Source organism: Achromobacter sp. MUI-25009338 (genome assembly GCF_057359325.1).
The window spans coordinates 5,780,044-5,806,897 of sequence record NZ_CM170627.1 but is presented as its reverse complement, the minus strand read 5'-3'; the positions used below and the strand labels follow the sequence as shown (position 1 = coordinate 5,806,897).

The 26,854-nt window shown below is 56.4% G+C and carries 19 protein-coding genes and 2 pseudogenes; 11 read left to right on the top strand and 10 right to left on the bottom strand.

Going from position 1 to position 26,854, the window contains the following annotated elements; all coding sequences use genetic code 11:
- The first annotated feature begins 67 nt into the window (after positions 1-67).
- From merA to AC1IQ6_RS27490, 7 genes and pseudogenes are all read left to right on the top strand, one after another.
- Positions 68-1,753 carry a mercury(II) reductase gene (merA, locus tag AC1IQ6_RS27520; protein ID WP_485865598.1) on the top strand — a complete coding sequence of 562 codons (1,686 nt, stop codon included), beginning with the start codon at positions 68-70 and terminating at the stop codon, positions 1,751-1,753.
- A gap of 17 nt (positions 1,754-1,770) precedes the next feature.
- Positions 1,771-2,136 carry a mercury resistance co-regulator MerD gene (merD, locus tag AC1IQ6_RS27515; RefSeq protein WP_000995360.1) on the top strand — a complete coding sequence of 122 codons (366 nt, stop codon included), beginning with the start codon at positions 1,771-1,773 and terminating at the stop codon, positions 2,134-2,136.
- Positions 2,133-2,369: a broad-spectrum mercury transporter MerE gene (merE, locus tag AC1IQ6_RS27510; RefSeq protein WP_003132004.1), complete on the top strand. Its 237-nt coding sequence runs from the start codon at positions 2,133-2,135 to the stop codon at positions 2,367-2,369. Before merD ends, merE begins: the two co-directional genes overlap by 4 nt.
- On the top strand, positions 2,366-3,355 hold the full coding sequence (locus AC1IQ6_RS27505; protein ID WP_003132006.1) for a DUF3330 domain-containing protein: 990 nt from the start codon (positions 2,366-2,368) through the stop codon (positions 3,353-3,355). The genes merE and AC1IQ6_RS27505 overlap by 4 nt, the downstream gene beginning before the upstream one ends.
- A 130-nt stretch (positions 3,356-3,485) precedes the next feature.
- A complete protein-coding gene (locus tag AC1IQ6_RS27500) occupies positions 3,486-4,046 on the top strand; it encodes a recombinase family protein (protein ID WP_003124096.1) in 561 nt (186 codons plus the stop codon).
- 2 nt (positions 4,047-4,048) lie between these two features.
- Positions 4,049-7,018, top strand: a complete 2,970-nt coding sequence (locus AC1IQ6_RS27495; RefSeq protein ID WP_485865597.1) for a Tn3 family transposase — start codon at positions 4,049-4,051, stop codon at positions 7,016-7,018.
- A 57-nt stretch (positions 7,019-7,075) separates the two neighbouring features.
- Positions 7,076-8,203, top strand: a pseudogene (locus AC1IQ6_RS27490) (IS3 family transposase).
- Positions 8,204-8,508: 305 nt separating this feature from the next.
- On the opposite strand, the gene AC1IQ6_RS27485 reads toward AC1IQ6_RS27490, so the two are convergent.
- The 7 genes from AC1IQ6_RS27485 to AC1IQ6_RS27455 form a co-directional block, all read right to left on the bottom strand.
- A complete protein-coding gene (locus AC1IQ6_RS27485) occupies positions 8,509-9,285 on the bottom strand; it encodes an IclR family transcriptional regulator domain-containing protein (protein WP_485865596.1) in 777 nt (258 codons plus the stop codon).
- 65 nt (positions 9,286-9,350) lie between these two features.
- The gene (locus tag AC1IQ6_RS27480) at positions 9,351-10,511 is read right to left on the bottom strand and encodes a C4-dicarboxylate TRAP transporter substrate-binding protein (RefSeq protein WP_485865595.1); all 1,161 of its coding nucleotides are present in this window, start codon (positions 10,509-10,511) and stop codon (positions 9,351-9,353) included.
- A gap of 44 nt (positions 10,512-10,555) precedes the next feature.
- Positions 10,556-12,010: an NAD-dependent succinate-semialdehyde dehydrogenase gene (locus AC1IQ6_RS27475; protein ID WP_485865594.1), complete on the bottom strand. Its 1,455-nt coding sequence runs from the start codon at positions 12,008-12,010 to the stop codon at positions 10,556-10,558.
- A gap of 24 nt (positions 12,011-12,034) precedes the next feature.
- A complete protein-coding gene (locus tag AC1IQ6_RS27470) occupies positions 12,035-13,345 on the bottom strand; it encodes a TRAP transporter large permease (protein ID WP_485865593.1) in 1,311 nt (436 codons plus the stop codon).
- Positions 13,342-13,860 (bottom strand): TRAP transporter small permease, encoded by a 519-nt coding sequence (locus AC1IQ6_RS27465; protein WP_485865592.1) that lies wholly within the window; start codon positions 13,858-13,860, stop codon positions 13,342-13,344. Before AC1IQ6_RS27465 ends, AC1IQ6_RS27470 begins: the two co-directional genes overlap by 4 nt.
- A gap of 80 nt (positions 13,861-13,940) precedes the next feature.
- Positions 13,941-15,017 (bottom strand): alcohol dehydrogenase, encoded by a 1,077-nt coding sequence (locus AC1IQ6_RS27460; protein ID WP_485865591.1) that lies wholly within the window; start codon positions 15,015-15,017, stop codon positions 13,941-13,943.
- 461 nt (positions 15,018-15,478) lie between these two features.
- The gene (locus AC1IQ6_RS27455) at positions 15,479-16,495 is read right to left on the bottom strand and encodes an IS110 family RNA-guided transposase (protein ID WP_485865590.1); all 1,017 of its coding nucleotides are present in this window, start codon (positions 16,493-16,495) and stop codon (positions 15,479-15,481) included.
- 899 nt (positions 16,496-17,394) lie between these two features.
- Between AC1IQ6_RS27455 and AC1IQ6_RS27450 the strand changes: the two are divergent.
- The 4 genes and pseudogenes from AC1IQ6_RS27450 to AC1IQ6_RS27435 form a co-directional block, all read left to right on the top strand.
- A pseudogene (locus AC1IQ6_RS27450) lies at positions 17,395-17,751 on the top strand (IS1634 family transposase); the annotation flags it as partial.
- Positions 17,752-17,919: 168 nt separating this feature from the next.
- Positions 17,920-18,171, top strand: a complete 252-nt coding sequence (locus tag AC1IQ6_RS27445) for an integrase core domain-containing protein (protein ID WP_485866604.1) — start codon at positions 17,920-17,922, stop codon at positions 18,169-18,171.
- Positions 18,155-22,120, top strand: a complete 3,966-nt coding sequence (locus tag AC1IQ6_RS27440) for a helicase-related protein (RefSeq protein WP_485865589.1) — start codon at positions 18,155-18,157, stop codon at positions 22,118-22,120. Before AC1IQ6_RS27445 ends, AC1IQ6_RS27440 begins: the two co-directional genes overlap by 17 nt.
- 1 nt (position 22,121) lies before the next feature.
- The gene (locus AC1IQ6_RS27435) at positions 22,122-24,230 is read left to right on the top strand and encodes a UvrD-helicase domain-containing protein (RefSeq protein ID WP_485865588.1); all 2,109 of its coding nucleotides are present in this window, start codon (positions 22,122-22,124) and stop codon (positions 24,228-24,230) included.
- A 54-nt stretch (positions 24,231-24,284) separates the two neighbouring features.
- Here AC1IQ6_RS27435 and AC1IQ6_RS27430 read toward each other — a convergent pair whose 3' ends face one another.
- The 3 genes from AC1IQ6_RS27430 to AC1IQ6_RS27420 form a co-directional block, all read right to left on the bottom strand.
- The gene (locus AC1IQ6_RS27430) at positions 24,285-25,148 is read right to left on the bottom strand and encodes a phage integrase N-terminal domain-containing protein (RefSeq protein WP_485865587.1); all 864 of its coding nucleotides are present in this window, start codon (positions 25,146-25,148) and stop codon (positions 24,285-24,287) included.
- A 740-nt stretch (positions 25,149-25,888) separates the two neighbouring features.
- Positions 25,889-26,173, bottom strand: a complete 285-nt coding sequence (locus tag AC1IQ6_RS27425) for a HigA family addiction module antitoxin (RefSeq protein WP_485865586.1) — start codon at positions 26,171-26,173, stop codon at positions 25,889-25,891.
- Between the two features lie 72 nt (positions 26,174-26,245).
- The gene (locus AC1IQ6_RS27420) at positions 26,246-26,656 is read right to left on the bottom strand and encodes a hypothetical protein (protein WP_485865585.1); all 411 of its coding nucleotides are present in this window, start codon (positions 26,654-26,656) and stop codon (positions 26,246-26,248) included.
- Between the last annotated feature and the right edge of the window lie 198 nt (positions 26,657-26,854).

Genomic DNA, 26,854 nt, shown 5'->3' with positions numbered 1-26,854 from the left:
CTGAAAACGGCACCGCAGCACAACGGACGTCATTGTCTGGCGCCACAAACGATAAAGGATCTGTTGCATGACCCATCTAAAAATCACCGGCATGACTTGCGACTCGTGCGCGGCGCACGTCAAGGAAGCGCTGGAAAAAGTGCCAGGCGTGCAGTCGGCGCTGGTGTCCTATCCGAAGGGCACAGCGCAACTCGCCATCGTGCCGGGCACATCGCCGGACGCGCTGACTGCCGCCGTGGCCGGACTGGGCTACAAGGCAACGCTAGCCGATGCGCCACTGGCGGACAACCGCGTCGGACTGCTCGACAAGGTGCGGGGATGGATGGCCGCCGCCGAAAAGCACAGTGGCAACGAGCCCCCGGTGCAGGTAGCGGTCATTGGCAGCGGTGGAGCCGCGATGGCGGCGGCGCTGAAAGCCGTCGAGCAAGGCGCGCAGGTCACGCTGATCGAGCGCGGCACCATCGGCGGCACCTGCGTCAATGTCGGCTGTGTGCCGTCCAAGATCATGATCCGCGCCGCCCACATCGCCCATCTGCGCCGGGAAAGCCCGTTCGATGGCGGTATTGCGGCAACTGTGCCTACGATTGACCGCAGTAAGCTGCTGGCCCAGCAGCAGGCCCGCGTCGACGAACTGCGGCACGCCAAGTACGAAGGCATCCTGGGCGGTAATCCGGCCATCACCGTTGTGCTCGGTGAGGCGCGCTTCAAGGACGACCAGAGCCTTACCGTCCGTTTGAACGAGGGTGGCGAGCGCGTCGTGATGTTCGACCGCTGCCTGGTCGCCACGGGTGCCAGCCCGGCGGTCCCGCCGATTCCGGGCTTGAAAGAGTCACCCTACTGGACTTCCACCGAGGCCCTGGCGAGCGACACCATTCCCGAACGCCTTGCCGTAATCGGCTCGTCGGTGGTGGCGCTGGAGCTGGCGCAAGCCTTTGCCCGGCTGGGCAGCAAGGTCACGGTCCTGGCGCGCAATACCTTGTTCTTCCGTGAAGACCCGGCCATCGGCGAGGCGGTGACAGCCGCTTTCCGTGCCGAGGGCATCGAGGTGCTGGAGCACACGCAAGCCAGCCAGGTCGCCCATATGGACGGTGAATTCGTGCTGACCACCACGCACGGTGAATTGCGCGCCGACAAACTGCTGGTTGCCACCGGTCGGACACCGAACACGCGCAGCCTCGCGCTGGACGCAGCGGGGGTCACTGTCAATGCGCAAGGTGCCATCGCCATCGACCAAGGCATGCGCACGAGCAACCCGAACATCTACGCGGCCGGCGACTGCACCGACCAGCCGCAGTTCGTCTATGTGGCGGCAGCGGCCGGCACCCGTGCCGCGATCAACATGACCGGCGGCGATGCGGCGCTCGACCTGACCGCAATGCCGGCCGTGGTGTTCACCGATCCGCAAGTGGCGACCGTGGGCTACAGCGAGGCGGAAGCCCACCACGACGGGATCGAGACCGACAGCCGCACCTTGACCTTGGACAACGTGCCGCGTGCGCTCGCCAACTTCGACACACGCGGCTTCATCAAGTTGGTTATCGAGGAAGGCAGCCATCGGCTGATCGGCGTACAGGCGGTCGCGCCGGAAGCGGGTGAACTGATCCAGACGGCGGCTCTGGCCATTCGCAACCGCATGACGGTGCAGGAACTGGCCGACCAGTTGTTCCCCTACCTGACGATGGTCGAGGGGTTGAAGCTCGCGGCGCAGACCTTCAACAAGGATGTGAAGCAGCTTTCCTGCTGCGCCGGGTGAGAAAAAGGAGGTGTTCAATGAACGCCTACACGGTGTCCCGGCTGGCTCTTGATGCCGGGGTGAGCGTGCATATCGTGCGCGACTACCTGCTGCGCGGATTGCTGCGCCCGGTGGCGTGCACACCAGGCGGCTACGGCTTGTTCGATGACGCCGCCTTGCAACGGCTGTGCTTCGTGCGGGCGGCCTTCGAGGCGGGCATCGGCCTCGACGCGCTGGCGCGGCTGTGCCGGGCGCTGGATGCGGCGGACGGCGACGAAGCGGCCGCGCAGCTTGCCCTGCTGCGTCAGTTCGTCGAGCGTCGGCGCGAAGCGTTGGCCGATCTGGAAGTGCAGTTGGCCACCCTGCCGACCGAGCCGGCACAGCACGCGGAGAGTCTGCCATGAACAACCCCGAGCGCTTGCCGTCCGAGACGCACAAACCGATCACCGGCTACCTGTGGGGCGGACTGGCTGTGCTGACTTGCCCCTGCCACCTGCCCATCCTCGCTGTCGTGCTGGCCGGCACAACCGCCGGTGCTTTCCTCGGCGAGCATTGGGTCATCGCGGCGCTCGGTTTGACCGGCCTGTTCCTTCTGTCCCTGTCGCGGGCGTTGCGGGCATTCAGGGAAAGAGAATGAGCGCTTTCCGGCCGGATGGATGGACGACGCCGGAACTGGCCCAAGCGGTCGAGCGCGGGCAGCTTGAACTGCACTACCAGCCCGTCGTCGATCTGCGCAGTGGTGGGATTGTCGGCGCGGAAGCCCTGTTGCGCTGGCGTCATCCGACGCTTGGACTATTGCCACCGGGCCAGTTCCTGCCCGTGGTCGAATCGTCCGGCCTGATGCCTGAAATCGGCGCTTGGGTGCTGGGCGAAGCCTGCCGCCAGATGCGTGACTGGCGAATGCTGGCATGGCGACCGTTCCGGCTGGCCGTCAATGTTTCGGCGAGCCAAGTGGGACCGGACTTCGACGGGTGGGTAAAGGGCGTGCTGGCTGATGCCGAGTTGCCCGCCGAGTATCTCGAAATCGAGCTGACCGAATCGGTCGCGTTTGGTGATCCGGCGATCTTCCCCGCCCTGGACGCCTTGCGGCAGATCGGTGTGCGCTTCGCCGCCGATGACTTCGGGACGGGGTATTCCTGTCTGCAACATCTGAAGTGCTGCCCAATCAGCACGCTCAAGATCGACCAATCGTTTGTCGCCGGGCTCGCCAACGACCGCCGCGACCAAACCATCGTGCACACCGTGATTCAGCTTGCGCACGGGCTGGGCATGGATGTGGTGGCTGAAGGCGTGGAAACATCGGCGAGTCTTGATCTATTGCGACAAGCGGACTGCGACACAGGACAAGGCTTCCTGTTCGCGAAGCCAATGCCGGCGGCGGCATTCGCCGTCTTCGTCAGTCAATGGAGGGGTGCCACCATGAATGCAAGTGACTCGACCACCACCAGTTGCTGCGTGTGCTGCAAGGAAATCCCGCTCGATGCCGCCTTCACCCCGGAAGGCGCGGAATACGTCGAGCACTTCTGCGGGTTGGAGTGTTATCAACGCTTCGAAGCGCGTGCCAAGACAGGGAACGAAACCGATGCCGATCCGAACGCCTGCGACTCGCTACCGTCAGATTGAGGCATACCCTAACTTGGCGTCAGACCATCCGGCGCTAAATCGTCAGAATAGAGTTGCCTTCCGAATTGATTGACATACGCCGTCAAGGGTCATAGATTTCTTCCTGACACATTTCCCTCAGGAGGATACCTTGCACGGTCAGCGCATCGGTTACGTCCGCGTCAGCAGCTTCGACCAGAACCCAGAACGGCAGCTAGAACAGATCCAGGTGGATAAAGTGTTCACCGACAAGGCGTCGGGCAAGGACACACGGCGGCCCGAACTGGAACGGCTGCTCGCCTTCGTGCGCGAAGGCGACACGGTCGTGGTGCACAGCATGGATCGTCTGGCGCGCAACCTCGACGACCTGCGCCGCCTGGTGCAGGGCCTCACCCAGCGCGGCGTACGCATCGAGTTCCTTAAGGAGCATTTGACCTTCACCGGCGAGGACTCGCCGATGGCGAACCTGATGCTGTCGGTAATGGGCGCGTTCGCCGAGTTCGAACGCGCCTTGATCCGCGAGCGGCAGCGCGAGGGCATCGCGCTCGCCAAGCAGCGCGGGGCCTACCGTGGCAGGAAGAAATCCCTGTCGTCTGAGCGTATTGCCGAACTGCGCCAACGTGTCGAGGCTGGCGAGCAAAAGACCAAGCTGGCTCGTGAATTCGGAATCAGTCGCGAAACCCTGTATCAATACTTGAGAACGGATCAGTAAATATGCCACGTCGTTCAATCCTGTCCGCCGCCGAGCGCGAAAGCCTGCTGGCGTTGCCGGACACCAAGGATGAGTTGATCCGTCACTACACGTTCAGCGAAACCGACCTCTCCATCATCCGGCAGCGGCGCGGCCCGGCCAACCGGCTGGGCTTCGCCGTGCAGCTCTGTTACCTGCGCTTTCCTGGTGTCATCCTGGGCGTCGATGAGCCGCCGTTTCCGCCCTTGTTGAAACTGGTCGCCGACCAGCTCAAGGTCAGCGTCGAAAGCTGGGACGAATACGGGCAGCGGGAGCAGACCCGGCGCGAGCACCTGGTCGAACTGCAAACGGTGTTCGGCTTCCAGCCCTTTACCATGGGCCACTACCGGCAGGCCGTCCAGTTGCTGACCGAGATGGCCTTGCAGACCGACAAGGGCATCGTGCTGGCCAGCACCTTGATCGAGCACCTGCGACAGCAGTCGGTCATTCTGCCTGCCCTCAACGCCGTCGAGCGGGCGAGCGCCGAAGCAATCACCCGCGCCAACCGGCGCATCTACGATGCCTTGGCCGAACCGCTGTCGGACGCGCATCGCCGCCGCCTCGACGATCTGCTCAAGCGTCGGGACAACGGCAAAACGACCTGGCTGGCCTGGCTGCGCCAATCGCCCGTCAAACCGAATTCGCGGCACATGCTGGAACACATCGAACGCCTCAAAGCGTGGCAGGCGCTCGACCTGCCTTCTGGCATCGAGCGGTCGGTGCACCAGAACCGCCTGCTCAAGATCGCCCGTGAGGGTGGCCAGATGACGCCCGCCGACCTGGCCAAGTTCGAGGCGCAGCGACGCTATGCCACCCTGGTGGCGCTTGCCATCGAGGGCATGGCCACCGTCACCGACGAAATCATCGACCTGCACGACCGCATCCTGGGCAAGCTGTTCAACGCCGCCAAGAACAAGCATCAGCAGCAATTCCAGGCGTCCGGCAAGGCGATCAACGCCAAGGTGCGGCTGTTCGGCCGCATCGGCCAGGCGCTGATCGAGGCCAAGCAGGCGGGCCGCGATCCGTTCGCCGCCATCGAGGCCGTCATGTCCTGGGATGCCTTCGCCGAGAGCGTCACCGAAGCGCAGAAGCTTGCGCAGCCCGAGGACTTCGATTTCCTGCACCGCATCGGCGAAAGCTACGCCACGCTGCGCCGCTACGCGCCGGAATTCCTTGCCGTGCTCAAGCTGCGGGCCGCTCCCGCCGCGAAGGACGTGCTCGACGCCATCGAGGTGCTGCGCGGCATGAACAGCGACAACGCCCGCAAGGTGCCCGCCGACGCGCCGACCGAGTTCATCAAGCCGCGCTGGCAGAAGCTGGTCATGACCGACACCGGCATCGACCGGCGCTACTACGAACTGTGCGCGCTGTCGGAGATGAAGAACGCGTTGCGTTCCGGCGACATCTGGGTGCAGGGGTCGCGCCAGTTCAAGGACTTCGAGGACTACCTGGTGCCGCCCGCGAAATTCGCCAGCCTCAAGCAGGCCAGCGAATTGCCGCTGGCCGTGGCCACCGACTGCAACCGGTACCTGAACGACCGGCTGACGCTGCTGGAAACACAGCTTGCCACCGTCAACCGTATAGCGACGGCCAACGAGCTGCCGGACGCCATCATCACCGAGTCAGGCTTGAAGATCACGCCGCTCGACGCGGCGGTACCCGACACCGCCCAAGCGCTGATCGACCAGACGGCAATGATCCTGCCGCACGTCAAGATCACCGAACTGCTGCTGGAGGTGGACGAATGGACGGGCTTCACTCGGCATTTCGCGCATCTGAAATCGGGCGACCCGGCCAAAGACAAGAACCTGTTGCTGACCACGATCCTCGCCGACGCGATCAACCTGGGCCTGACCAAGATGGCGGAGTCTTGCCCCGGCACGACCTACGCCAAGCTGGCTTGGCTGCAAGCCTGGCACATCCGCGACGAAACCTACGGGGCGGCGCTGGCCGATCTGGTCAACGCACAGTTCCGCCATCCCTTCGCCGAGCACTGGGGCGACGGCACCACCTCATCGTCGGACGGCCAGAACTTCCGCACCGGCAGCAAGGCCGAGAGCACCGGCCACATCAACCCGAAATACGGGAGCAGCCCAGGGCGGACGTTCTACACCCACATTTCTGACCAGTACGCGCCATTTCACACCAAGGTCGTGAACGTCGGCGTGCGCGATTCGACCTACGTGCTCGACGGCCTGCTGTACCACGAGTCCGACTTGCGGATCGAGGAGCATTACACCGACACGGCGGGCTTCACCGATCACGTCTTCGCCCTGATGCACCTCCTGGGCTTCCGCTTCGCGCCGCGCATCCGCGACCTGGGCGACACCAAGCTCTACATCCCGAAGGGCGACGCCGCCTATGACGCGCTGAAACCCATGATCGGCGGCACGCTCAACATCAAGCACGTCCGCGCCCATTGGGACGAAATCCTGCGGCTGGCCACCTCGATCAAGCAGGGCACGGTGACGGCCTCCCTGATGCTCCGAAAGCTCGGCAGCTACCCACGCCAGAACGGCCTGGCCGTGGCGCTCCGCGAGCTGGGCCGCATCGAGCGCACGCTGTTCATCCTGGACTGGCTGCAAAGCGTGGAACTGCGCCGCCGCGTGCATGCCGGTCTGAACAAGGGCGAGGCGCGCAATGCGCTGGCCAGGGCAGTGTTTTTCAACCGCCTGGGTGAAATCCGCGACCGCAGTTTCGAGCAGCAGCGCTACCGGGCTAGCGGCCTCAATCTGGTAACGGCTGCCGTCGTGTTGTGGAACACGGTCTATCTGGAACGGGCTGCGCACGCGCTGCGTGGCAACGGCCATGCCGTTGATGACGCGCTGTTGCAGTACCTGTCGCCGCTCGGTTGGGAGCACATCAACCTCACCGGCGATTACCTCTGGCGCAGCAGCGCCAAGATCGGCGCGGGCAAGTTCAGGCCGCTACGACCGCTGCGTAGACTTACCTAAAAAAGGCACATGCCAAAAGTAGAGATTTCTGCCATCATCACCCTGATGGAGGAAATCATGAAACGATCTAAATTTACTGCAAACCCAGATTGTGGCTATTTTGAAGTTAGCAGAGCAAGGCGCCAAAGTGAGCGACATTTGCCGGGAACACGGTATTAGCAGTGCAACCTATTATCAGTGGAAAAGCAAATACGGCGGCTTGGAGGCGTCTGACTTAAAGCGGATGCGCGACATCGAGGCAGAAAATGCCCAGCTTAAAAAAATGTACGCGGAGTTGGCTTCAGAAAACGCGGCCATCAAGGATTTGCTGGGAAAGCTTTAACGCCGGAGCGACGACGAGAGGCAGCCCTGCACCTGGTCCAACAGGGTTCGCTCTCCATTGCCAGAGCATGTCGTTTGACACGCCTGTCTCGTCGCAGTTGGTACCGGCCTGACCCAAGTCAGCATCGCCTTGAACGGGATCAACCCGTCATTGATGCGCTCAATGCGATCGTGCAGGATCCAACACGGTCTCGCTGGGGCTTTTGGAAATGTTTTTATCGATTGAGGCTGGATGGTAAGTTATGGAATTTTAAGCGGGTGTGGCGTATTTATTGTGCAATGAATTTGAATCAAAAACGGCGCACTAAAAAACGGTTACCAGAGCGGGAGCCGGCTCCGTTGGCGGTTCCCGCTGAATCAAATTACAGTTGGTCCTTTGATTTTATGAGTGATGCACTTTACAACGGCACGCGTTTCCGAGTGCTCAATATCATTGACGAAGGCGTCAGGGAAGCTTTGGATATCGTGATTGATACCTCACTGCCCGCTGCCAGAGTGGTGAGAACCCTGGAGCAGCTTAAAGCGGAAAGAGGGCTTCCTAAAATGATTCGCGTGGACAATGGCAGTGAAATGACATCGCTTGCCTTTACGCAGTGGTGTGAAGCACATGACATCAAGATTTGTTATATTGAGCCAGGCAAACCGAACCAAAATGCCTATATCGAACGATTTAATCGTAGCTATCGCACAGAAGTCTTGGACCCGCATTTATTCTCCTCGTTGTCTCAGGTGCGGGAACTCAGTTGGGCTTGGATGTTAAGTTATAACGAGGAACGACCCCATGAATCGCTGGGAAATTTACCACCCAGTGAATTTAAACGACAGTTAGCAGCAGAAGTCTCTAGTTATGAACTGTGCGCTTGACGGTAAGCTTACGAAAGTACCAGCAAGTTCGGAGTAATGGTAAGTGAAGCTTTGCTGCTCCTGATGGTGATTAATCGCTTATGTGATGCGAACTCCAAGCTGGGCACCCCGCGATGGGCCAAGACCCCTCATCTGGCAGGATAGTTGTCACCTTGAGGAAAATCGTAAAAACTGGTTCTTCGCCGAATCAGTGCGCGCGGGCCAACAGGCAGCGACAGTGATGAGCTTGATCCAATCCTTCAAACTTAATGTGTATTGCCTAACCGCTTACCTCCGAAGTTAGCGTTTATGAACAATCGAAGCATTTAAGGTAATACCAAAGTTATTTTTTGTGCGGTATTTTTCAATACAGGCAAGAAGCGTTGTACCATTTCTTCAGGCGATACCAACCAGGGGTTACAGCTAACAATTAACGCCAGCATCACTTGATTACTGCGGTTATAAACGGGTACTGATAGTGAACACATACCCAGCTCCAGCTCTTGATTCACCAGACAATAGCCTTGTACACGCACTTTTTTGATTTCCGCTATTATTTGCTTTGCAGTCTTGGTATGTTCCGTTAATTTTTCACAGAGTTCATCCCTGAAAAAAATATCCAGCTCTTCATCGCTTAAAGCCGCCAAAAAAACACGCCCTGTTGAAGTTACATACGCAGGCAAACGGGCTCCTATCTGAAGACTCATGGAAACAAGCCTGCTACGACTTGCACGCCCTATATAGACAACATCCTTATCCTCCAGAACAGTGACAGAGCACGACTCATTCAGGTCACGGGCAACCTGTTCAATAATGGGTGTCACACGCTCCATAAAATTCAGCGATGCCAGATATGAATATCCCAGATCAAGAATTTTAGCGCTTAAACTAAATTGCCCATTATTTTGATGTAAATACCCCAGCTTGAACAAAGTTAGCAGAAAACGTCTTGCTGCCGCCCTGCTAAGACCCACCTTTTGCGCAAGCTCGGTAACTGTTAAGCTGGGGGTTTCATCATTAAATGACTTAATAACCTCTAAACCCTTGGCAAAGGTTGTCAAAAAATCTTTGTCAGAATTATCTGTTTTTATAAGGTTAGACAAAAGACACTTTCCTATGTATATAAAACATAGGGTGACATTTGCCACCCTATGAATCATGTTAAGACTTAGTTGCCGTATTGCTCTACATTAACTTTGGAATAAACCTCATCCCAGTATAATTTTTGCAAATCTTCAGCAGACTTGATGTCAGCCTTGGCAAGAATATCGCTCCATTTTTCAACCAACTGGGACATAGTGCCAGACAAATCTTTCAATCGGGCAGCGTCCAGCTTGTATTCCTGCGCGTAAAACTCGGGAATGAAAGCAAGGTCTTTACTGATGAATTCATGTGACTTCTTCAACAGCTCAGGATCAGCCTTCATGACATTAATCCCTTTTTGACGCGCTTTTTCCAGGTCATCCATCGCTTGTTTCTGATAACGATAGGTTACTTCAGACGTCATGACCGAGCCGGCTTTTAACAAGGCCTCTTTTTCAGCCGCGCTAAACTTGTCCCACTTGGTTTTATTTAAAGTAGCGGCACCACCTGCTGCATACAAGCCACCTGGCACATCGGTCACAATATTTTTCACCACTTCAATCAAATTAAAGTTGGTCAATTCGGTTGCCGAGAAAAATGTACAATCCACCACACCTTGGCTTAGTGCCTCGTAAGCCTCACCAATTGGCAAGGCAACCGGCTGAGCACCAAATTCACGTGCCCAACGTGCCCATGGCGCACCAGAAATACGAATACGCTTACCCTTCAGCTCTTCAACCGTATCCACGGGCGCATTACAAAACATAGTATAGACGGGTGTTGAAACCACACCTGTATAAACCTGATTGTTTTTCTTGAACTCTCCCTGGCACTCAGGGCAATTGAGCATGATGTACTCAAGCATCGCCCCTGAATAAGCCATCCCTTCTTTCTCAGGAATCTTGTCATTAAGCGCAACCGACATGCTCATATCGGCACCCATATTTGAGAATGGATAGTCTGAAGGGCTGTAAGCGGTTAATAAGTAACCGACATCAGCCAGGCCCTTGTTAATCCCCTCATTCATTTCAGCATGACTGAGCAGTGAAAGCTCAAAAATACGAACCCGATGCTTATTGTTGGTTAGCTCTTTTACCGCTTCAGCATACTTTTGCGCCGCTTCAATCGGTGCACCCGAAGGGAACCCAACCGCAAAACGCAGCGTATCTGCTTTAGCAGGCATTGCAAAAGAAGCAGCCACAAGAGCGCCACCAACCAGACCTGTTAATTTCTTCATAGAAAACATGAAATGCTCCACCTTAGTTATAAATCACAAAAAGATTTCATTACTTAATTTTTAATGCATACATAGTGCATTTCCAAAAACTCATCAATACCATGTACTGAACCTTCGCGACCGATTCCCGACTCTTTAACCCCGCCAAAAGGAACAGTTTCAGACACAAAACGAGCGGTATTGATGCCCAACATGCCATATTCCATTTGGTCGCTTAAACGGAAAATTCGGCCTTTGTCTTCCGTGTAGGCATAAGCGGCCAAGCCATAATTGGTGCTATTGGCAAGGCGAATAGCCTCATCTTCCGATTTAAAGCGATAAACGGCAGCCACAGGACCAAAGATCTCTGTTTTGAAAACCTCCATCTCGGGTGTGACATCGGCCAGAATAGTAAAGTTGAAAAACTGTTTACCAATTTCCGGAAGATGACTACCACCCTGAACAAGACGCGCACCTTGCTCCACCGCTTTGCTCACAATTGAGCCCACTTTCTGGATGGCTTTTTCATTGATCAGAGGGCCATGTGTTGAATCAGGCTGCAAACCATTTCCCAGACGCAATTTACTCAGGGCCTCTTGCAGCTTGGCGATAAAGGCCTCATAAATGCCATCCTGCACCAGCAAACGATTGGCACAAATGCATGTTTGTCCCGAGTTATAGAACTTGATGGCAATGGCTCCCTGAACAGCGGCCTCCAGGTCTGCATCATCAAAAACCATGAACGGCGCGTTACCACCCAATTCCAGACTTAATTTTTTAACCGTATCTGCGCACTGGCGGCCAAGAATCTTGCCAACCTCGGTAGAACCCGTAAATGACAGCTTTCTAACCATCGGGTTGGCGCACAGTTCCTGCCCAACTTCCTGACCAGAACTGGCGGTAATGACATTAAGCACACCTGCAGGAATCCCGGCTTGCTCAGCCAGGGTGGCCAAGGCCAGCGCTGACAAAGGCGTGTCTTCCGCAGGCTTGATGACCACAGAACACCCGGCTGCCAAAGCCGGTGCGACTTTTCTGGCAATCATCGAATTGGGAAAGTTCCAGGGTGTAATGGCAGCTACCACGCCAACCGCACGCTTTTTAACAAACTCGAAATTACCCTCGGCACTAGGTGGTAAAACATCCCCATTAATCCGCATCGCCTCGTTGGCAAACCAGTCAATATAGTTGATTGATGAGGTAACTTCACCTTTTGCCTCGGCAAGACTCTTGCCTTGCTCAAGGGTTAAAATGGTAGCCAGTGTGTCAAGATGGGTTTCAACCAGTTGAGCCCAGCGCTTTAAAATAATCGAACGTTGCTTGGCGGTTTGTTTGGCCCACAGTTTTTGTGCCTGTTCCGCCTTTTCAATCGCCAGCCTCGTGTCTGCCTGCCCCATGTCAGGTACCAACACAATTTGTTCGCTTGTGGCAGGATTGAATACCGGATATTTTTTCCCGCTAATTGCCTCAAGCCACTGGCCATTAATCAAGGCCTTGTCCTTGATGAATTCAGTTACTTCTTTATTCATTGTTATATCTCCAAAACAAGCTTTTTAATTCGATACCCATTCAGGCAAATATAGGATGATTTCCGGAAAAATCAAAAACAATCCCACTATGGCCATGTCTATCACCAAAAACCACAGGATCCCTTTAAATACTTGTGAAGTTGTCACTGCATCGCCAACGACACTTTTTACAACAAACACGTTCATGCCAACGGGTGGAGTAATCATGCCGATTTCCAATATCTTGGTAAGCAGCACACCGAACCAGATCAAGCTAAATGAGGTCGTCTCGATAATGGGTAACAGTACCGGCAGGGTCAACAACATAGCCCCCACTGGCTCCAAAAACATGCCCAGCACCAAATAAATCAGGATAATACCCAGCATGACCAACATATCACTGGCTTCCAGGGCAATAATAAAGTCAGCAATAAAGTCACCGGTACCTGAGAGAACCAAAAAGCGGGTAAGCAGGCTGGCACCCACCGCAATAATCAATAAAGCACTGGTGGTCACTAATGTTTCCAAAGCAGCCGACTTGAAAGCGGTCCATGTCATTGCCCGTTTTAAAATAGCAACCACACAAGCCAAAAACGCACCAATCGCACCGGCCTCATTGGGGGTAAACACGCCCCCAAACAAACCGCCAAAAATGCCTATCATGATCAGAAAAATAGGCCAGGTATCCTTTAAGGCAACTACCTTATCCTTAAATGAAATTTCCTCCTTAACGTCCTGAGCTAAAGAAGGGTTCAGTTTCACCCGGACATAAACAACCAAGACATAAGCGACAATCGTAATCAGACCTGCCGTAATACCACCCAGGAACAATTGGGAAATGGACGTTTGCGCAATCACCCCATACAAAATCATGATAATTGAAGGGGGAATCAGGGCACCAATGGTACCGGCAACCGCAACCGTACCGGTTGCCAGGCTAGGATCATATTTGTAGCGTAACATTTCCGGAATAGCGATCCGGCCCATAGCAGCAGAGCAGGCAATGGAAGATCCGGAAACCGCGGCAAAGCCTGCCGAACCAAAAATCGAGGCAATCGCCAAACCGCCAGGCACGCCTGCCAACCAGGCTCTGGCAGCCTTGAACATGCCTTGGGTCAGGCTGGTGTGATAGCAGATAAAACCCAGGAACAGAAACAAAGGTACTGAACTGAGGGTCCAGTTAGCGGCAAAGTTGTAAGGGATGATACCCAGTGAAGACATGGCAATATCAACACCAACCACTGCCCAAATACCCACAAACGAAACGGCTATCAGGGTAAAGCCAATAGGCATTTTAAGCAGTAACAATACAAATAAAACAACAAGTCCTAAAAATCCGATGCCAATATCACTCATTTTTGCTCCCCAATCATCTGGTTATTTTCTTTATTCATTACGAAAAGCAAAAACTTCACTAGACAATAAACACCCAATAAGCCTGCCCCAAAGCACAAGATAAAGTAACTTGGCCAGGTAGGAATCGTATAATCACCTTGCATGACCGAGGTTTTGGACGCCAGGTTTTTCAAGGCAACCCCCCAGGATACATAGGCAATTAAAAATGCGGTGACCGACACAAACAGGCTGCCGAACATATCAACGGCCTTATTCATTTTGGGCGAGAAAAAGCCAGAGATCAGCTCGACGGATATAGCCGCTTTAGTTTGCTCTGTATAGGCCAAAGGCAAAAAAATCGCGATAATCATGTAGTAGTGCGCAACAAACGTGATGGTTCCTGGCAACGGCTTATTAATAAAAAATCTGGCTACAATATCCGCTGTCACATGGATCATCATTAATGCAATCGCTGCTCCACCAATCAAGGTAATCACTCGATTGATTTTTTGAAGAAATAATTCTATGTTATTCATTATTCATGCTCTCTAATCTCACATCCACCCAAGGCGGGTTTGCTCTCCAAACCCGTCCTGGTCTTTAAAATAACGTTTAACTATGAATTTTCCAAAACCAGACGCCCCTCAACCTGCCCATGGGTCAACTGATTCAAGGCATCATTGGCTTCATCTAGTGGCCTGATCTGAATAGGCAGATTGATTAAGTCATGTTTGTTGGCAAACTCAATCAGTTCTTTCAGGTCACCCAATGAGCCCGTGTAAGAACCAATAATTGAAATAGCTTTGGTAATAATGTAGGGAATGGGGTAAGACAGCTCTCCACCATGCAAACCAACAATAATCAGTTTGCCACCTTTGCGGGCCAGGTTAAGGCCCATTTGGACTGTCGCATCACCACCCACAAAATCAAGAACAGCTGCACAATTGGCATTGCCTGCCTGTAGCACCGCTTCCACTACATTTTCTTGGGAAGAGTCAAAGACTGATGTTGCACCAACTTTCAGGGCAAGCTCACGTTTTTGCTCGGACAAATCCAGGCCAACAATGTTTTTCACGCCAAGTAAAGACAAGGTTCTAATGGCAAGCAAACCTAAACCACCGCAACCAATCACAACAACGGCTTCATCATCATGAACATCACCTATTTTCTTAATGGCTGAAAAAGTGGTTAACCCAGAACATGCCAACAAAGAAGCATGGGAAGGATTCAAATTACCCAAGTCCATTAAATAACGTGGATGTGGCACCAATACATACTGGGAATAACCGCCCGGTTTAAACACGCCTAACGCAGCCGGCTTGGTACAAAGATTCTCTTCACCTCTTTTACAAACAGAGCACTCACCACATCCAATCCACGGATAAACCAGCATTTGTTTTCCTGGTTGAATTTCACCAGCCTGATCGCCGGCTGCTTCAATCGTGCCAACAATTTCATGGCCCAAAGTGACAGGCAACTTGATGCCACGCTCTTCAAGCGATAATTTTTTGCCTTGCCCAAGACCATAATAACCCTCGTAAATGTGAACATCACTATGACATACACCACAATAATTCACACGCACCAGAACCTCGGTTCCTGTGGGTTTAGGCAATTCCACTTCCGTTCTTTTCAGTCCCATGCCAAATTCATTGAACTGGTACCGGACATAAGTATTGATTTCAGTCGTCATATTTCGAGCTCCCCCAAGGGTAAATATTTTGTTTAATGCTAAAGCGATATAATTTGCTTGAAAATCAATTTGTTCGCATATCGCACATTAATTACATTAATCGCACAAAGAATATAACTGCAGCCCTACTGAGCGTCAATTCTTTTACCCCCATACCTAGGGTAAGTCTTATATGGACGCCTCCCGGAGTGTCAAGCTGATTTCGACGATTTGGCATAAAGGTGAGGATGCAGTCTTATATCCGGCCTGTTGGCGCAGGGTATAAGCCTGCTGGCCCTGATGGAATCCGCTACGACGAGGTCCTCATCTGAACATCGAGCTTTGGGCTCATTTTCCCTATCGGGTTTTCCTCGCGTCGGTCCGACCTATTTTGCCATCACGTGTCTATTGCCATCACTCCTTGAAGCTACCTTTAGAACCTAAAAAATATTGTCGATGCGAATCATCTTCATCTGCCATTCCTACGCGACAGCACTGAAGGCAGCGCGATCATAGGGCTTGCCTTTGGCAAGCACCGCCCAGATCGTGCGTGCCAGCTTGTTGGCTACCGCCGCCACGGCCACGTTGTACGGTCGCCGGGCCAACAGCGCCGCTATCCACGGCACGTTCCGGTGACGTATTACGATGGATCGCGCCCCGTGCATGAGTAAAGTGCGCAAGTACACGTCCCCCCGTTTGGACAACCCCAGTTGTCGCACTTGGCCACCGGTGCCGCGCTGCCTGGGAACCAGTCCAGCCCAGGCGGCAAATTCGCGCCCGGACTTGAACGACGCGGCTTCTCCCATGGTGGCTACCGCTGCCGTGGCCGTCAGCAGCCCCACGCCGGGTATCTCGGCAATCTGCTGGCATTGCGGGGTGTCACGCAGTACAGATGCCAAACGACGTTCAATGCGGTCAATTTCAACCTGCATCTGCTGCACACGCGCCCATTGTTCGTGCAGGCAATCGAGCAGGATGGCAGGCAGTTGTGTATCGAGCGCGGCCAGCGTATCGGGCAACGCCTTGAGCAAGGCCGTGTGCCCCTCGGGCAAGACGATGCCAAACTCATAGAGCAAGCCACGCAGCGCATTGGTCTGCATGATGCGAAACTTCATCAGCTGGGCGCGCATGCGGTGCAGCGCCAGTACGCTTTGCTGCACCTCGGTCTTAATGGCGACTTCGGGCGCTTCGGGTTGCTGCACTGCCGTCCAGATCGCACGGGCGTCGGCGGCATCGGTTTTGTTGCGCAACACAAAGGGGCGCACGCTTTTCGGATGCAGCAGGCGAACATCGTGACCTTGCTCAACCAGTTTGCGTGCCCACCAGTGGGCGCCGCCACAGGCTTCGATAGCGATCAGCGCAGGCTCACGCCGCACGAAGAACTCCAGCACCTGGCTGCGTTTGAGCTTGTAGCGCTCGACCTCGCCAGTCTCTGGGTTGACGGTGTGAAGTTGAATGATTTGTTTGGCAATATCCATGCCGAATACGCTATATTTCATGTCGGATCCTCCTGTCTTGTGGCTATTCATAGAACCACTACTTTGACACCAAGATGTCGTGACAGCGAGGATCCGCAATCAGGGTTTTCCTCTGCATTGTCATGCCACCCCGTTGCCGGGGGGAGGCGTCCATACCATCTGGATATAAAAATGTTCTTTTTAACAACGGATTTATTTTGGCTTATGCTTTTCAAGCTTTAAACACTTGCACTGTATCCATCCGGAAAAACTTGCAATTACCCACCTCTTTTGACCATTTGCATACCAAGCTCAAGATCACTGAGTCGACGCATTCCTACCCATATCACCAAATTACCTGGAGGAGAGTCACATGTCCGTACAAGATAAGCACCAAGCCTAGCCAGGCAAATCAGAGATGAAATTTATGGGAAGCAAGACTCTCGACTGGATGGTTACACCTCATGGGAGGCCGCTTCATTGGATATGAGGGGCTTGGAGTCTTGGATAATAGCCAAGTCACTAGAGCGACTGGAAGCGGTATCAGGCGCCAAAGGCTTGCGTTATGACATAAAGTACCGCCGCCTGGTGCTGGATTGGGTAAATGCTGAATCGACTCCTTTTGATACGCTTAGTGATGGACAGCGCGGCACGGTGGCTTTGGTGGCTGATATTGCAACCCGACGCCCAACAACGTTTACCTGCTTATTGTGTAGCAATTGCCCAGGCTGCTTTAAAGCATGCTGCTCGTGAGGAACGTAGGGCAGCAAGGATGAAAAAAAGACACTGACTTTTAAGTTTTAAGGTAAATGTATAGATAAGAACCAGACGTCAGGTTTTGCTAATTGCATTTTCACCGATGATTTTATTATTGCACGCCTGCTCATGCTGGGGTTGGTACAAACGGCCGAAGGCATTCCACTGTATCACGAGGTCTTCCCCGTTATAAGTCCCTGGCCGATATTGAGCGCGGCTTCAAGATGTTCAAGTCAGATATCGAAATCGGGCCCGTCTATCACCGGTTGCCGGATCGAATCCGTGCACATGCCTATATCTGTTTTATTGCGTTGGTGTTGGCACGTGTCATGCGTGCACGCCTGTACCAGAACCCTGTTCCTGACGTGTGCTCACCCGAACGAGCCCTGTCGGTATTGCGCCGGATTCAGACGCATAAAGTCACGTTCGATGGTCAGACACCCATCACCGGCATCTCAGCCATTGATGCGGAACAAACTGCAGTGTTGGCCAGCCTGAAGGTCAAAAAACCGACCGCTGATGTTGAATATGTGAATTTGTAATGGAGCGCTTTTAACGTGATCCTTTATAAATCAATAACTTAAAATTTTAACTATCGAACTCGGGTGGAGCAACTTAAAGCAGAAAGAGGCCTGCCCAAAATGATTCGGGTGGATAACGGTAGTGAAATGACATCGCTGACCTTTACGCAGTAGTGTGAAGCACACGGCATCAAGATTTGTTATATTGAGCCGGGCAAGCCGAACCAAAATGCCTATATTGAGAGATTTAATCGCAGTTACCGCACCGAAGTTCTGGACCCGCATTTGTTCTCATCGTTAGAGCAGGTGCGAGACCTCAGTTGGGCTTGGATGTTAAGTTACAACGAGGAACGATCCCATGAATCATTGGGTAACTTACCACCCAGTGAATTTAAACGACAGTTAGCAGTAGAAGTCTCTAGTTATGAACTGTGCGCTTGACGGTAAGCTTACGGCTGCAACCGGCTTAGCGTGCTTTATTTTCCGTTTTCTGAGGCGACCCCGACTGCATTTCTATTCACAGGTCGGCAATCGGCCGTGGGTCTACAAGCGCAATCCGGTGCAGTTCCAGATGCTGTCTGGCCCGCGGCCGCCACGCTTCGTGAGCCTGGTCGATTACCAGCGCTGCGTCGGTGTGTTGGGCAGCCATGCCAAGTGGTATCGCGCCTGGGCCTTCAAGACACTGAAACCGCTGCATGCGTTGGCCCTCGGCGCTGACAGTTTGCTGCCGGCGCTGTATCAGCTGGCATTCGAGGCGCTGGCCGAGGCGGGTTTGCTCGGCGCTGAACAGGCAGACGGCAAGCCGGAGATTCGCGTGTGGGGGCTGGAGCCTGGCGCTTTTCTGGTTTCCTTGGGCAGTCGCGCCTGGCGTTGCGACACCTGCCGCAGCGAGTGGCGCACCGGGGCTGAAGTGTCGCTCGCCGGGCAGCCTTGTCGGCACCCTGGCTGCCGAGGGCATCTGGAAGCGCTGGCGGAAGGGGATGCCGACTATTATCGCAGCCTGTATCTGCGTGCGGACATCCAGCGCGTGGTCGCCCACGAACACACTGGCCTGCTGCCACGCGGTACGCGTGAGCGGGTGGAGCACAGCTTCAAGTCCGATAGTCAGGCTCCTGGCAGCATCAATGTGCTCTCGGCCACGCCGACGCTGGAGATGGGTATCGACATCGGCGATCTGTCGGCAGTGCTGCAGTGTTCCGTGCCGCCACAGCAAGCCAACTACATCCAGCGCGCGGGACGCGCGGGACGCAGCACCGGCAATGCCTTGTTGCTGACCATGGCGGCCAGCAAACCGCACGACCTGTATTTCTGGGCCGACCCCAGGGAAATGATCGCCGGCAGCGTGCCGGCGCCGGGCGTATTCCTCAATGCCTCGGCGGTGCTGGAGCGCCAGTTGACGGCGTTCACGCTGGATTGCTGGGTGCGCGAACGGGGTCGTAACGCCTCGATTCCGCAGGAGATCCGCATGGTGCTCAGCGCAGTGGAAAACGGTGCGACGACGCGTTTTCCCTTCCCCTGGCTGGAGTATGTGGAGGCACACCGGGCCAGCTTGCTGGATCGCTTCCTGGCGCTGTTCCAGCAGGATGGCGGGCAGATCCTGACCGAAGCCACCCGGCAGTGGCTGGCACGTTTCGTCAATGGTCGGCAGGACGAGGAAAGCTCCCTGAGCTTCAAGATCGTCAGCAAGCTTCAGGGTATCGCCCGTGACGTGGCGCAGATCAAGCGTCTGCGCGAGAAGACCGTCAAGGAAGTGGAGAAGCTGGAGCAGCTTCCTGTGCGCGGCGAGGAACAGGAAGAAGAACTGAAAACCCTGCGCCAGGAACGTGCGGCGTTGGCGCGCCTGATCGGTGGCATTGAGGGCAAGCTCACCCTGAACGTCTTTGCCGACGAAGGCCTGCTGCCCAACTATGCATTCCCCGAACAAGGCGTGCTGCTACGCTCGATCATCGTGCGCGACACCCGCCGGGAAGGACCGCCTGCCGAGCCAATGACCTTTGAATACGAGCGCCCCGGCGCAACCGCCATCACCGAGCTGGCGCCCAACAACACCTTCTATGCCGAAGGCCGCCGGGTGGTCATCAACCAGGTGGATGTGTCTCGTGTCAAACCAGAGGCCTGGCGCCTGTGCCGCCAGTGCTCCTACGCGGAGCCCTTGTCGGCGGGCGACAGGCACCACCAATGCCCACGTTGCGGCGATGGCCAGTGGCGCGACACCGGGCGGGTCCATGAAATGCTGCGCCTGACCACCGTGTTCGCACGCACGCTGGACCGAGAAAGCCGGATCGCCGATGACTCCGACGAGCGCACACGTGGTTTCTACGTGCGCCAGGCGCTGGTGGATAGTCCGCCAGAAGCGGTGCGCCAGGCGTTCGCCATCGACAACCCCAGTTTCCCATTCGGGTTCGAATTCCTTGACCGGGTGACATTCCGCGAGGTGAACTTCGGCGAGCAGACGGTGGATGCCACGCCGATGACCATCGCGGGCGAAGAACTCAACCGGCCGGGCTTCGCCATTTGCCCTGAGTGCGGCACGCTGCAGCGTCGCCGCAAGGCCGAAGAGCTGTATCGCAACCATGCCCCCTGGTGCTCACGCCGCAAAACGCCCGAGGCCAGCGCCCAGCAATGCATCTTCCTGTACCGGGAGTTCGCCAGCGAAGGCATCCGTCTGTTCCTGCCCGAAGTTGGATTTGCCGAATCCAAGGAAGCCTTGCTGAGCTTCATCTCCGCACTGGAGCTGGGACTGAGCAAACGCTTCAAGGGGGCGGTGGCGCACCTGCGCATCGCGACCGACGTACGGATGGCGGCCGACTCGGAGTCGGCGCGAACCTATCTGGTGATCTACGACAGCGTGCCGGGCGGCACTGGCTACTTGAAGGAACTGATGCGCGACCCAGCCCCGCTGTTCGAAGTATTCAGTCAGGCGGCAACTGCATTGAACACCTGCACCTGCAATCAGGACGATACCGCCGACGGCTGCTATCGGTGTATGTACCGCTACCGCAACAGCCATGAACGCCAAGCCATCTCGCGCACGGTGGCGCAGAAGCTGTTGGCACAGATACTGGAGCATCGTGCAGCGCTGAAGCGTGTCAGCAACCTTTCCCAGCAAACGGACAACAGCTTGCTGGAAAGCACGCTGGAGAAACGATTCCTTGAGGCACTGCGGCGCGAGCATGCTGGCGTGACTTTCACGCTCAAGGACAAGCTCGTCGGCGGCAAGCATGGATACCTGATCCAAGCAGGCAGTCGCCGCTGGCGTCTGGAATTGCAGGTGGCACTCGGTGAGCGCGAAGGTGTCGTCGTGCCATGCAAACCGGATTTCGTTTTCTGGCCCGATGATGGCGTGGACGATGTGCCGATCGCGGTATTCACGGATGGCTGGCAGTATCACAAGCACATCGTGGCCGAAGACTTGGCCAAGCGCATGGCGGTGGCCAAGAGCGGACGGTTCGCAGTCTGGACACTGACCTGGGACGACATTGACGCGGCTCTGCGTGCCGAACCGGTCCCGGATTCCACAGCCTGGGACGAATTGTTGCTCGGGCCTGCCGATCAGGTCGTCATGCGTCTATGCGAGGCCCAGGAGATTGCCTCGCTGGCCGCCTTCCACCGCTTGTCACCTTTCCTGCAACTGCATCGTCGGCTGGCGCAGGAACGGCACGATGCCTTGCGCCGTCTCGCCGGCGTTCTGGGTGCGGCCATGTCGGCGCCACCTGGCGACGGCGCCGCCTTGAAAGACTTCCAGCAAGGCGCCTTCCGCCGGCGGCTGGACGACTATGGCTTGCTGCCCGACACCAGCAGGCACCGCTGGGGCCATCGCAGCTGGAGCGCTGCCGTGCAATGGCTGGCGGGTCTGTCATCGGAGCAGTTGCAGCAATGGATGACCGGCCAGGCAGCATCGTCCGCAGAGCCGGTGGTGCTGGTGCAGTGGCAACCGGGCGATGTACCGGAGGCCGAACTGCAACGGCGCTGGCGCCATCTCTGGCAGTGCCTGAACCTGCTGTTGCCCTTGCGCCATCTTTGGGCAGGCCATGACGAGATGGCCGGCCTGCCTGGTTTCCAGGCCAGCCCTGTACTGCGCCAGGCGGAACAGACATTCGACAGTCATTGGCAAACGGCACTGGAGTTGGCCAGCCCGGATGTGCAGGCATGGTTGCTTGCATTGGCGCATGCAGGCGCGCCGCTGCCGGAAGTCGGCTTCGAATTGATCGACGGACGCGGGCGGGTACTGGCGGAGGCAGAGCTGGCCTGGGTCAGCCTGAAGATCGCCGTGCTGCTGGCCGATGACCAGGCCGATGCCTCCTGCTTCGAGGCAGAAGGCTGGTCGATCTATATCGCGACAAAAGACGCGCCAGTCCAGGCGCTTCTGGATCGCTTGAAGGAGCATTGAAATGGCCCTTGCACCCAAGATTGCCATGTCCGACGACTTTCTGAAGTCGTTCGCCAGGATTCCGCGCCAGAACCAACAGGCGGTGTTGACCTTCGTCGCCAAGTTCCGCCAGAACCCGCTGGCCAGCGGCATCAACTACGAGCGCATCAATGATGCTGCTGATGCCAACATGCGCTCGGTGCGCATCAACGACAACCTGCGCGGCATCATCCTCAAACCGGAAACAGGCGATGTGTATTGCCTGTTGTGGGTGGATCGCCATGACGATGCTTATCAGTGGGCCAGGCGCCACCGCGTCGCGATTCACCCGGACGTGGGCAGCCTGCAAGTTTATGCGGTACAGGAAACGCAATCCCTGACCAATAATGAGGTAGCCCAAACCGAAACCTCCCCGAGCGAGGGCTTGTTTGCGGATTTGCGTGACCGAGAGATCCGCAAGCTGGGTGTGCCGGAGGAACGGCTGGCAGCCGTGCGAGCGGCTGTATCGGAAGCCGACCTGGAGGCCCTCGAAGCGCAGTTGCCGGATGAAGCCTTCGAGGCCCTGTATCTGTTTGCCGCCGGCGAGCCGCTGGACAAGATACTGGCCGAGCGGGCACCCGCCGAAACGGTCGACCCCAAAGATTTTGGCGCGGCGTTGACGCGCGACAGCACACGTCGCCACTTTGTTGTGCTCACCGATGACAGTGATCTGGACGCTCTACTGGCCGCTCCTCTGGAGCGTTGGCGTGTGTTCCTGCATCCGAGCCAACGCAAACTGGTGGAAGGCAACAAGAGTGGCCCCGTCAAGGTCACCGGCGGTGCTGGCACCGGCAAGACGGTGGTGGCCATGCATAGGGCAAGGTGGTTGGCCAGGCAATACGCAGACCTTCCGGGACGCCCGATCATCTTCACCACCTTTACTCGCACACTGGCCGAAGACATCCGTCACAACCTGTCTCTGCTGTGTTCACCGCAAGAATTGGCCAAGATTCAGGTGGTCAACTTGGATCAATGGGCGTCAGGCCTGCTGCGCCGCTTCGGCTATCCCTACGCGCTGCTCTATGACGAGAAACAGCGACGTGGCTTCTGGCAAGCCGCCTTGTCCGCGCTGCCCGCAGGCGCTGCCTACAGCGCCGCTTTCCTGAGGGCGGAGTACGAGCGCGTGATCCTGCCCCAAGGTTGCGAAACGGCGGAGGATTACATGCGTGCCCGTCGCATCGGACGTGGCGGGCAATTGGGCCGTTTGCAGCGCAAGGCGTTGTGGCCGGTGTTTGCCGAATATCGGGCGCAATTGCACGCGGCCAACCTTCGCGAGCCGGAAGACGCCTTCAGGGAGGCCTGCCAACTGATACTGCAGGAAAAGCCGCAACTGGGCATTCGCGCCATGGTGGTGGATGAGGCGCAGGACATCAGCGCCGCTGCCTACACCCTGATTCGCACGGCCGTGCCCAAGGCCGAGAATGATTTGTTCATCGTCGGCGATGCCCATCAGCGCATCTATCGCCACAAGGTGACGCTTGGACAGGTGGGGATCGAGGTAAGAGGTCGCAGCCGTACCCTCAAGGTCAATTACCGAACGACCGATGAGATTCGACGTTGGGCCTGCGCGCAGTTGGAAGGTATCGAGATCGACGACCTGGATGGAAACATCGACAGCTTGCGCGGCTATCGGTCATTGACCCACGGCGACTTGCCGGAAGTCCTTCCATCCGCTTCCTTGCAACAGGACGTGGAGCACATCCAGTCCATAGTTGAGCATGGCAAAGCCGATGACATCGAGGCTAGGCGCATCTGCGTCACGGCCCGTACCAATGAAGATCTGGATGCATTGGCACTGGCCTTGCGGCAACGCGGTATAGCTTGTCTCAGGCTGGACCACGGCACGACGGATGATCCTGCGGAACCGGGTATTCGACTGGCCACCATGCATCGCGTCAAGGGACTGGAATTTGACATCGTCATCCTGGCTGGCTATCGCGGCGCCAGGCAGTATGCCGAGCAGTTCAGCCATGACGAAGATGTCGGTGTCACAGACGACACTGAGGTTTCCGAACGTTGTCTTCTACACGTTGCGGCAACACGCGCCAAACGGCATCTGTTTGTGCTCGCCAGGGGTGGCTCACAAGATTGATCCGTCGAATTGCTGGGAACAGCTGGTGTTGCAAGAGGTGGCTTGATGGGAATCTCACGTTCCCAGGTAGATCGCTGTTATTGTTGCACGCTCATGTCCCAGCTCTCGGCTGATCTGTTGCCGGGCTTGCTGATCCAGCAGGCGTTGGGACGAATCCAATTGCACCGTACTGAGGCCACCCGCCACCGGTGCCTTCCACCCCGTCAGCACCTCATACCGCATCTGCGCATACCGATGCCGCAGCCCATGCATGTTACTCAACCCAGCCGCCTTGCACTGTCCATCGTAGAGATTCCGCTGCTGGATGTAAGTTTTGTGTGCCAGGATCAGCGAGCCAGACCCGGCCAGCCGATGAACCTCATCCAGCACCGCACGCTGTTCAGGCGTCGTGATTGGCACCGTCCGATCGCGCCCGCCTTTTGCCCATGATCCCTTGATGGCGATATGGTCGCCACGGTCAGCATAGCGGGGCTGGAACTTGATGGACTCTTCCCGCCGCAAACCGAAGGCAGCCTGCAAACGCAGGCTCATGCGGACATGAGGATCGTTAATCCTGTCCAACCTATCCCCCAGCTCCTTGGCCTTGCTTTCATTGGTCACATAGCGCCGCTCGGGAATGCCCAGCTTGGTGTTGTCTGCCGGCAAGATGCCTGCCTTGCCAACCTTCTCGGCCCACCAGCGCAGATGCGCCATACGGTTCTTCAGCGTGCCGGCGGACAGGCCTTCGGCTTGCCAGCGTTGCAACAGGGCTTCGACATGCTTGCCCTTCAACGAAGTGGCACGCATCTGGCGGAAGCCTGCTTCGCGCAATTGATGAGCGGCCAGGCTCAGCGAGCGCTGCCGGTCGGCCTGGGTGGCGTGGCTGCCGTCGCGGTTGCGCAGGCAGAGTTGTCGCAGGGTATAGGTCAGGTCGTCCATAGGAGCATCCCTCCATCGGTTGTCGGTTATTGGGGCTGAGCTACAAGGGTCAGTGTTTGTGCCAACTCGCCAAGGCGAGATCCCCGTAGGGCAAGGGCCAGGTGCTCAGTTCACCTGTGGCCTCGAATGAGGCATCCGCCGCGCTTCCTGCAGGAAGACCAGGCGGAGGAATTGCAAGGGACGACGACGCGATGTGCTGGGATGAATACCTCCTGTGGAGTGATGGAAAAAAGGCGCAGGCATGTCGTGCCAAGTCGGGACGACCGGCAATGAACGCCGTGCATGGCAAAGCGCCAACTGGCACTGGACAACCAAGATTGGCGGGATGAACCACGCCGAAGATGAAGAAGGCTCTGCCCGTGGGTAGGGCGGCACACCGAACGAGCCTGGGGGTGTGCCTGGAATGGTTCCTTCCGGCAAACCGGATCAGCGCTTGCAGGAACCTGCGCTATCTAGGCAACCGTATGGGAACGGCATGGAAAGCATGGCAACGCTCCATGTGGCGCTTACTGCCCCGCGCCAAGGTTCCGGTGTTCTCATACCCACCGGCAGGTCATTGCAAGGCCAGTGTGTCGGGACATCATCACGTGCGCAGCAATCAATGCGGTACCGCGCCACCCCGTATTGTTGCTGCAGTTCGCCGGGCCGTCACTGCGGCGGGCAGTGACGGCCCTATAACCGGAGCCAGGCACTGCAGCAAGCCTCTGTTACCAAGGGCTGGCGAATTTCATCCACCGATTTCACTGTGTCTGCAAACGCTTGATCGGCGGATGTGGCCGCTGCCGAGCCTGCCACAGGTCGTAGGCGATCTGCTCATTCAGATACTGGCTCGCACTGCCCAAGCCCGACAGTTCCAGCCGATAGGCCAGATCAGCGCTAATGGCTGAACGGCCATTCAACACAGTGGAGAGTTGGCCACGGGAGTAACCCAGGTGCTCGGCCAGGGCAGTGATGCTCAGGCCAATAGCGGGCAACACATCCTCGCGCAGGGACTCGCCGGGATACGGTGGATTGTGCATGGGCATGGCGGGGTACCTTCCCCGTGATAGAGACCAACGACAACGCGGTCTAGCCTAACATCCAGTGTAAGGTCATGCTTACGTTGCGCCAAGCAATCCAGGCACTCCTGCAATGGGATTCCCCTTGGGCCGAGTGGGCAGCGCACCACTGCCCGCCATGCTCTCAATGATCTGTCCAACCGATTTTGCGGACGGCTGCAGAATTTTCCGAATCTGCGCCAAGGACTGTTCCACCACGTCAGGAGAGGCCGGTTTGACGGCTGGGACATCAGACAATGCAGAGGCTGAAGGCGGCAAAACCTGCAATCCACTGGCTGCTGTTGCAGCCCCTTGCTGCGCAGCAGGTTTGCGTGCTGCCCACAGCTTGAACATCCCGTTCACCGCCTTCTTGATCAGCCCGTACAGGTAGGCAATGGCGTTATGCACACCACCCGAGGCGCAGCGCGCGTCCCATTCCGCCAGCACAGCCTGGCGTTGTTCCAGCGCCAAGCCCCTGAGACGCGCCATAAGGATTTGCTGCTGATCCTGCGGCAATTGCCGGAAGCGGATCGGTAAATCTGACCCGGATACTTGCACTTCGGATTGTGAGGGGTACGTATGTACTTCTTTTAATACTTCTTTTTCTACAGTACGTACTGTTGCAGTGGATGCGGGTGCGGACTTCGGAATGCCGTCCCTGGCTTCGAC

Bases quoted from the DNA above. Each gene is read 5' to 3' on its own strand.
- merE (WP_003132004.1), top strand. From the start codon at position 2,133: ATGAACAACCCCGAGCGCTTGCCGTCCGAGACGCACAAACCGATCACC.
- AC1IQ6_RS27470 (WP_485865593.1), bottom strand. From the start codon at position 13,345: ATGAGTGATATTGGCATCGGATTTTTAGGACTTGTTGTTTTATTTGTA.
- AC1IQ6_RS27465 (WP_485865592.1), bottom strand. From the start codon at position 13,860: ATGAATAACATAGAATTATTTCTTCAAAAAATCAATCGAGTGATTACC.
- AC1IQ6_RS27480 (WP_485865595.1), bottom strand. From the start codon at position 10,511: ATGTTTTCTATGAAGAAATTAACAGGTCTGGTTGGTGGCGCTCTTGTG.
- AC1IQ6_RS27455 (WP_485865590.1), bottom strand. From the start codon at position 16,495: ATGAAATATAGCGTATTCGGCATGGATATTGCCAAACAAATCATTCAA.
- AC1IQ6_RS27440 (WP_485865589.1), top strand. From the start codon at position 18,155: ATGAACTGTGCGCTTGACGGTAAGCTTACGGCTGCAACCGGCTTAGCG.
- AC1IQ6_RS27430 (WP_485865587.1), bottom strand. From the start codon at position 25,148: ATGGACGACCTGACCTATACCCTGCGACAACTCTGCCTGCGCAACCGC.
- AC1IQ6_RS27425 (WP_485865586.1), bottom strand. From the start codon at position 26,173: ATGCCCATGCACAATCCACCGTATCCCGGCGAGTCCCTGCGCGAGGAT.
- AC1IQ6_RS27495 (WP_485865597.1), top strand. From the start codon at position 4,049: ATGCCACGTCGTTCAATCCTGTCCGCCGCCGAGCGCGAAAGCCTGCTG.
- AC1IQ6_RS27475 (WP_485865594.1), bottom strand. From the start codon at position 12,010: ATGAATAAAGAAGTAACTGAATTCATCAAGGACAAGGCCTTGATTAAT.
- merD (WP_000995360.1), top strand. From the start codon at position 1,771: ATGAACGCCTACACGGTGTCCCGGCTGGCTCTTGATGCCGGGGTGAGC.
- AC1IQ6_RS27505 (WP_003132006.1), top strand. From the start codon at position 2,366: ATGAGCGCTTTCCGGCCGGATGGATGGACGACGCCGGAACTGGCCCAA.
- AC1IQ6_RS27460 (WP_485865591.1), bottom strand. From the start codon at position 15,017: ATGACGACTGAAATCAATACTTATGTCCGGTACCAGTTCAATGAATTT.
- merA (WP_485865598.1), top strand. From the start codon at position 68: ATGACCCATCTAAAAATCACCGGCATGACTTGCGACTCGTGCGCGGCG.
- AC1IQ6_RS27435 (WP_485865588.1), top strand. From the start codon at position 22,122: ATGGCCCTTGCACCCAAGATTGCCATGTCCGACGACTTTCTGAAGTCG.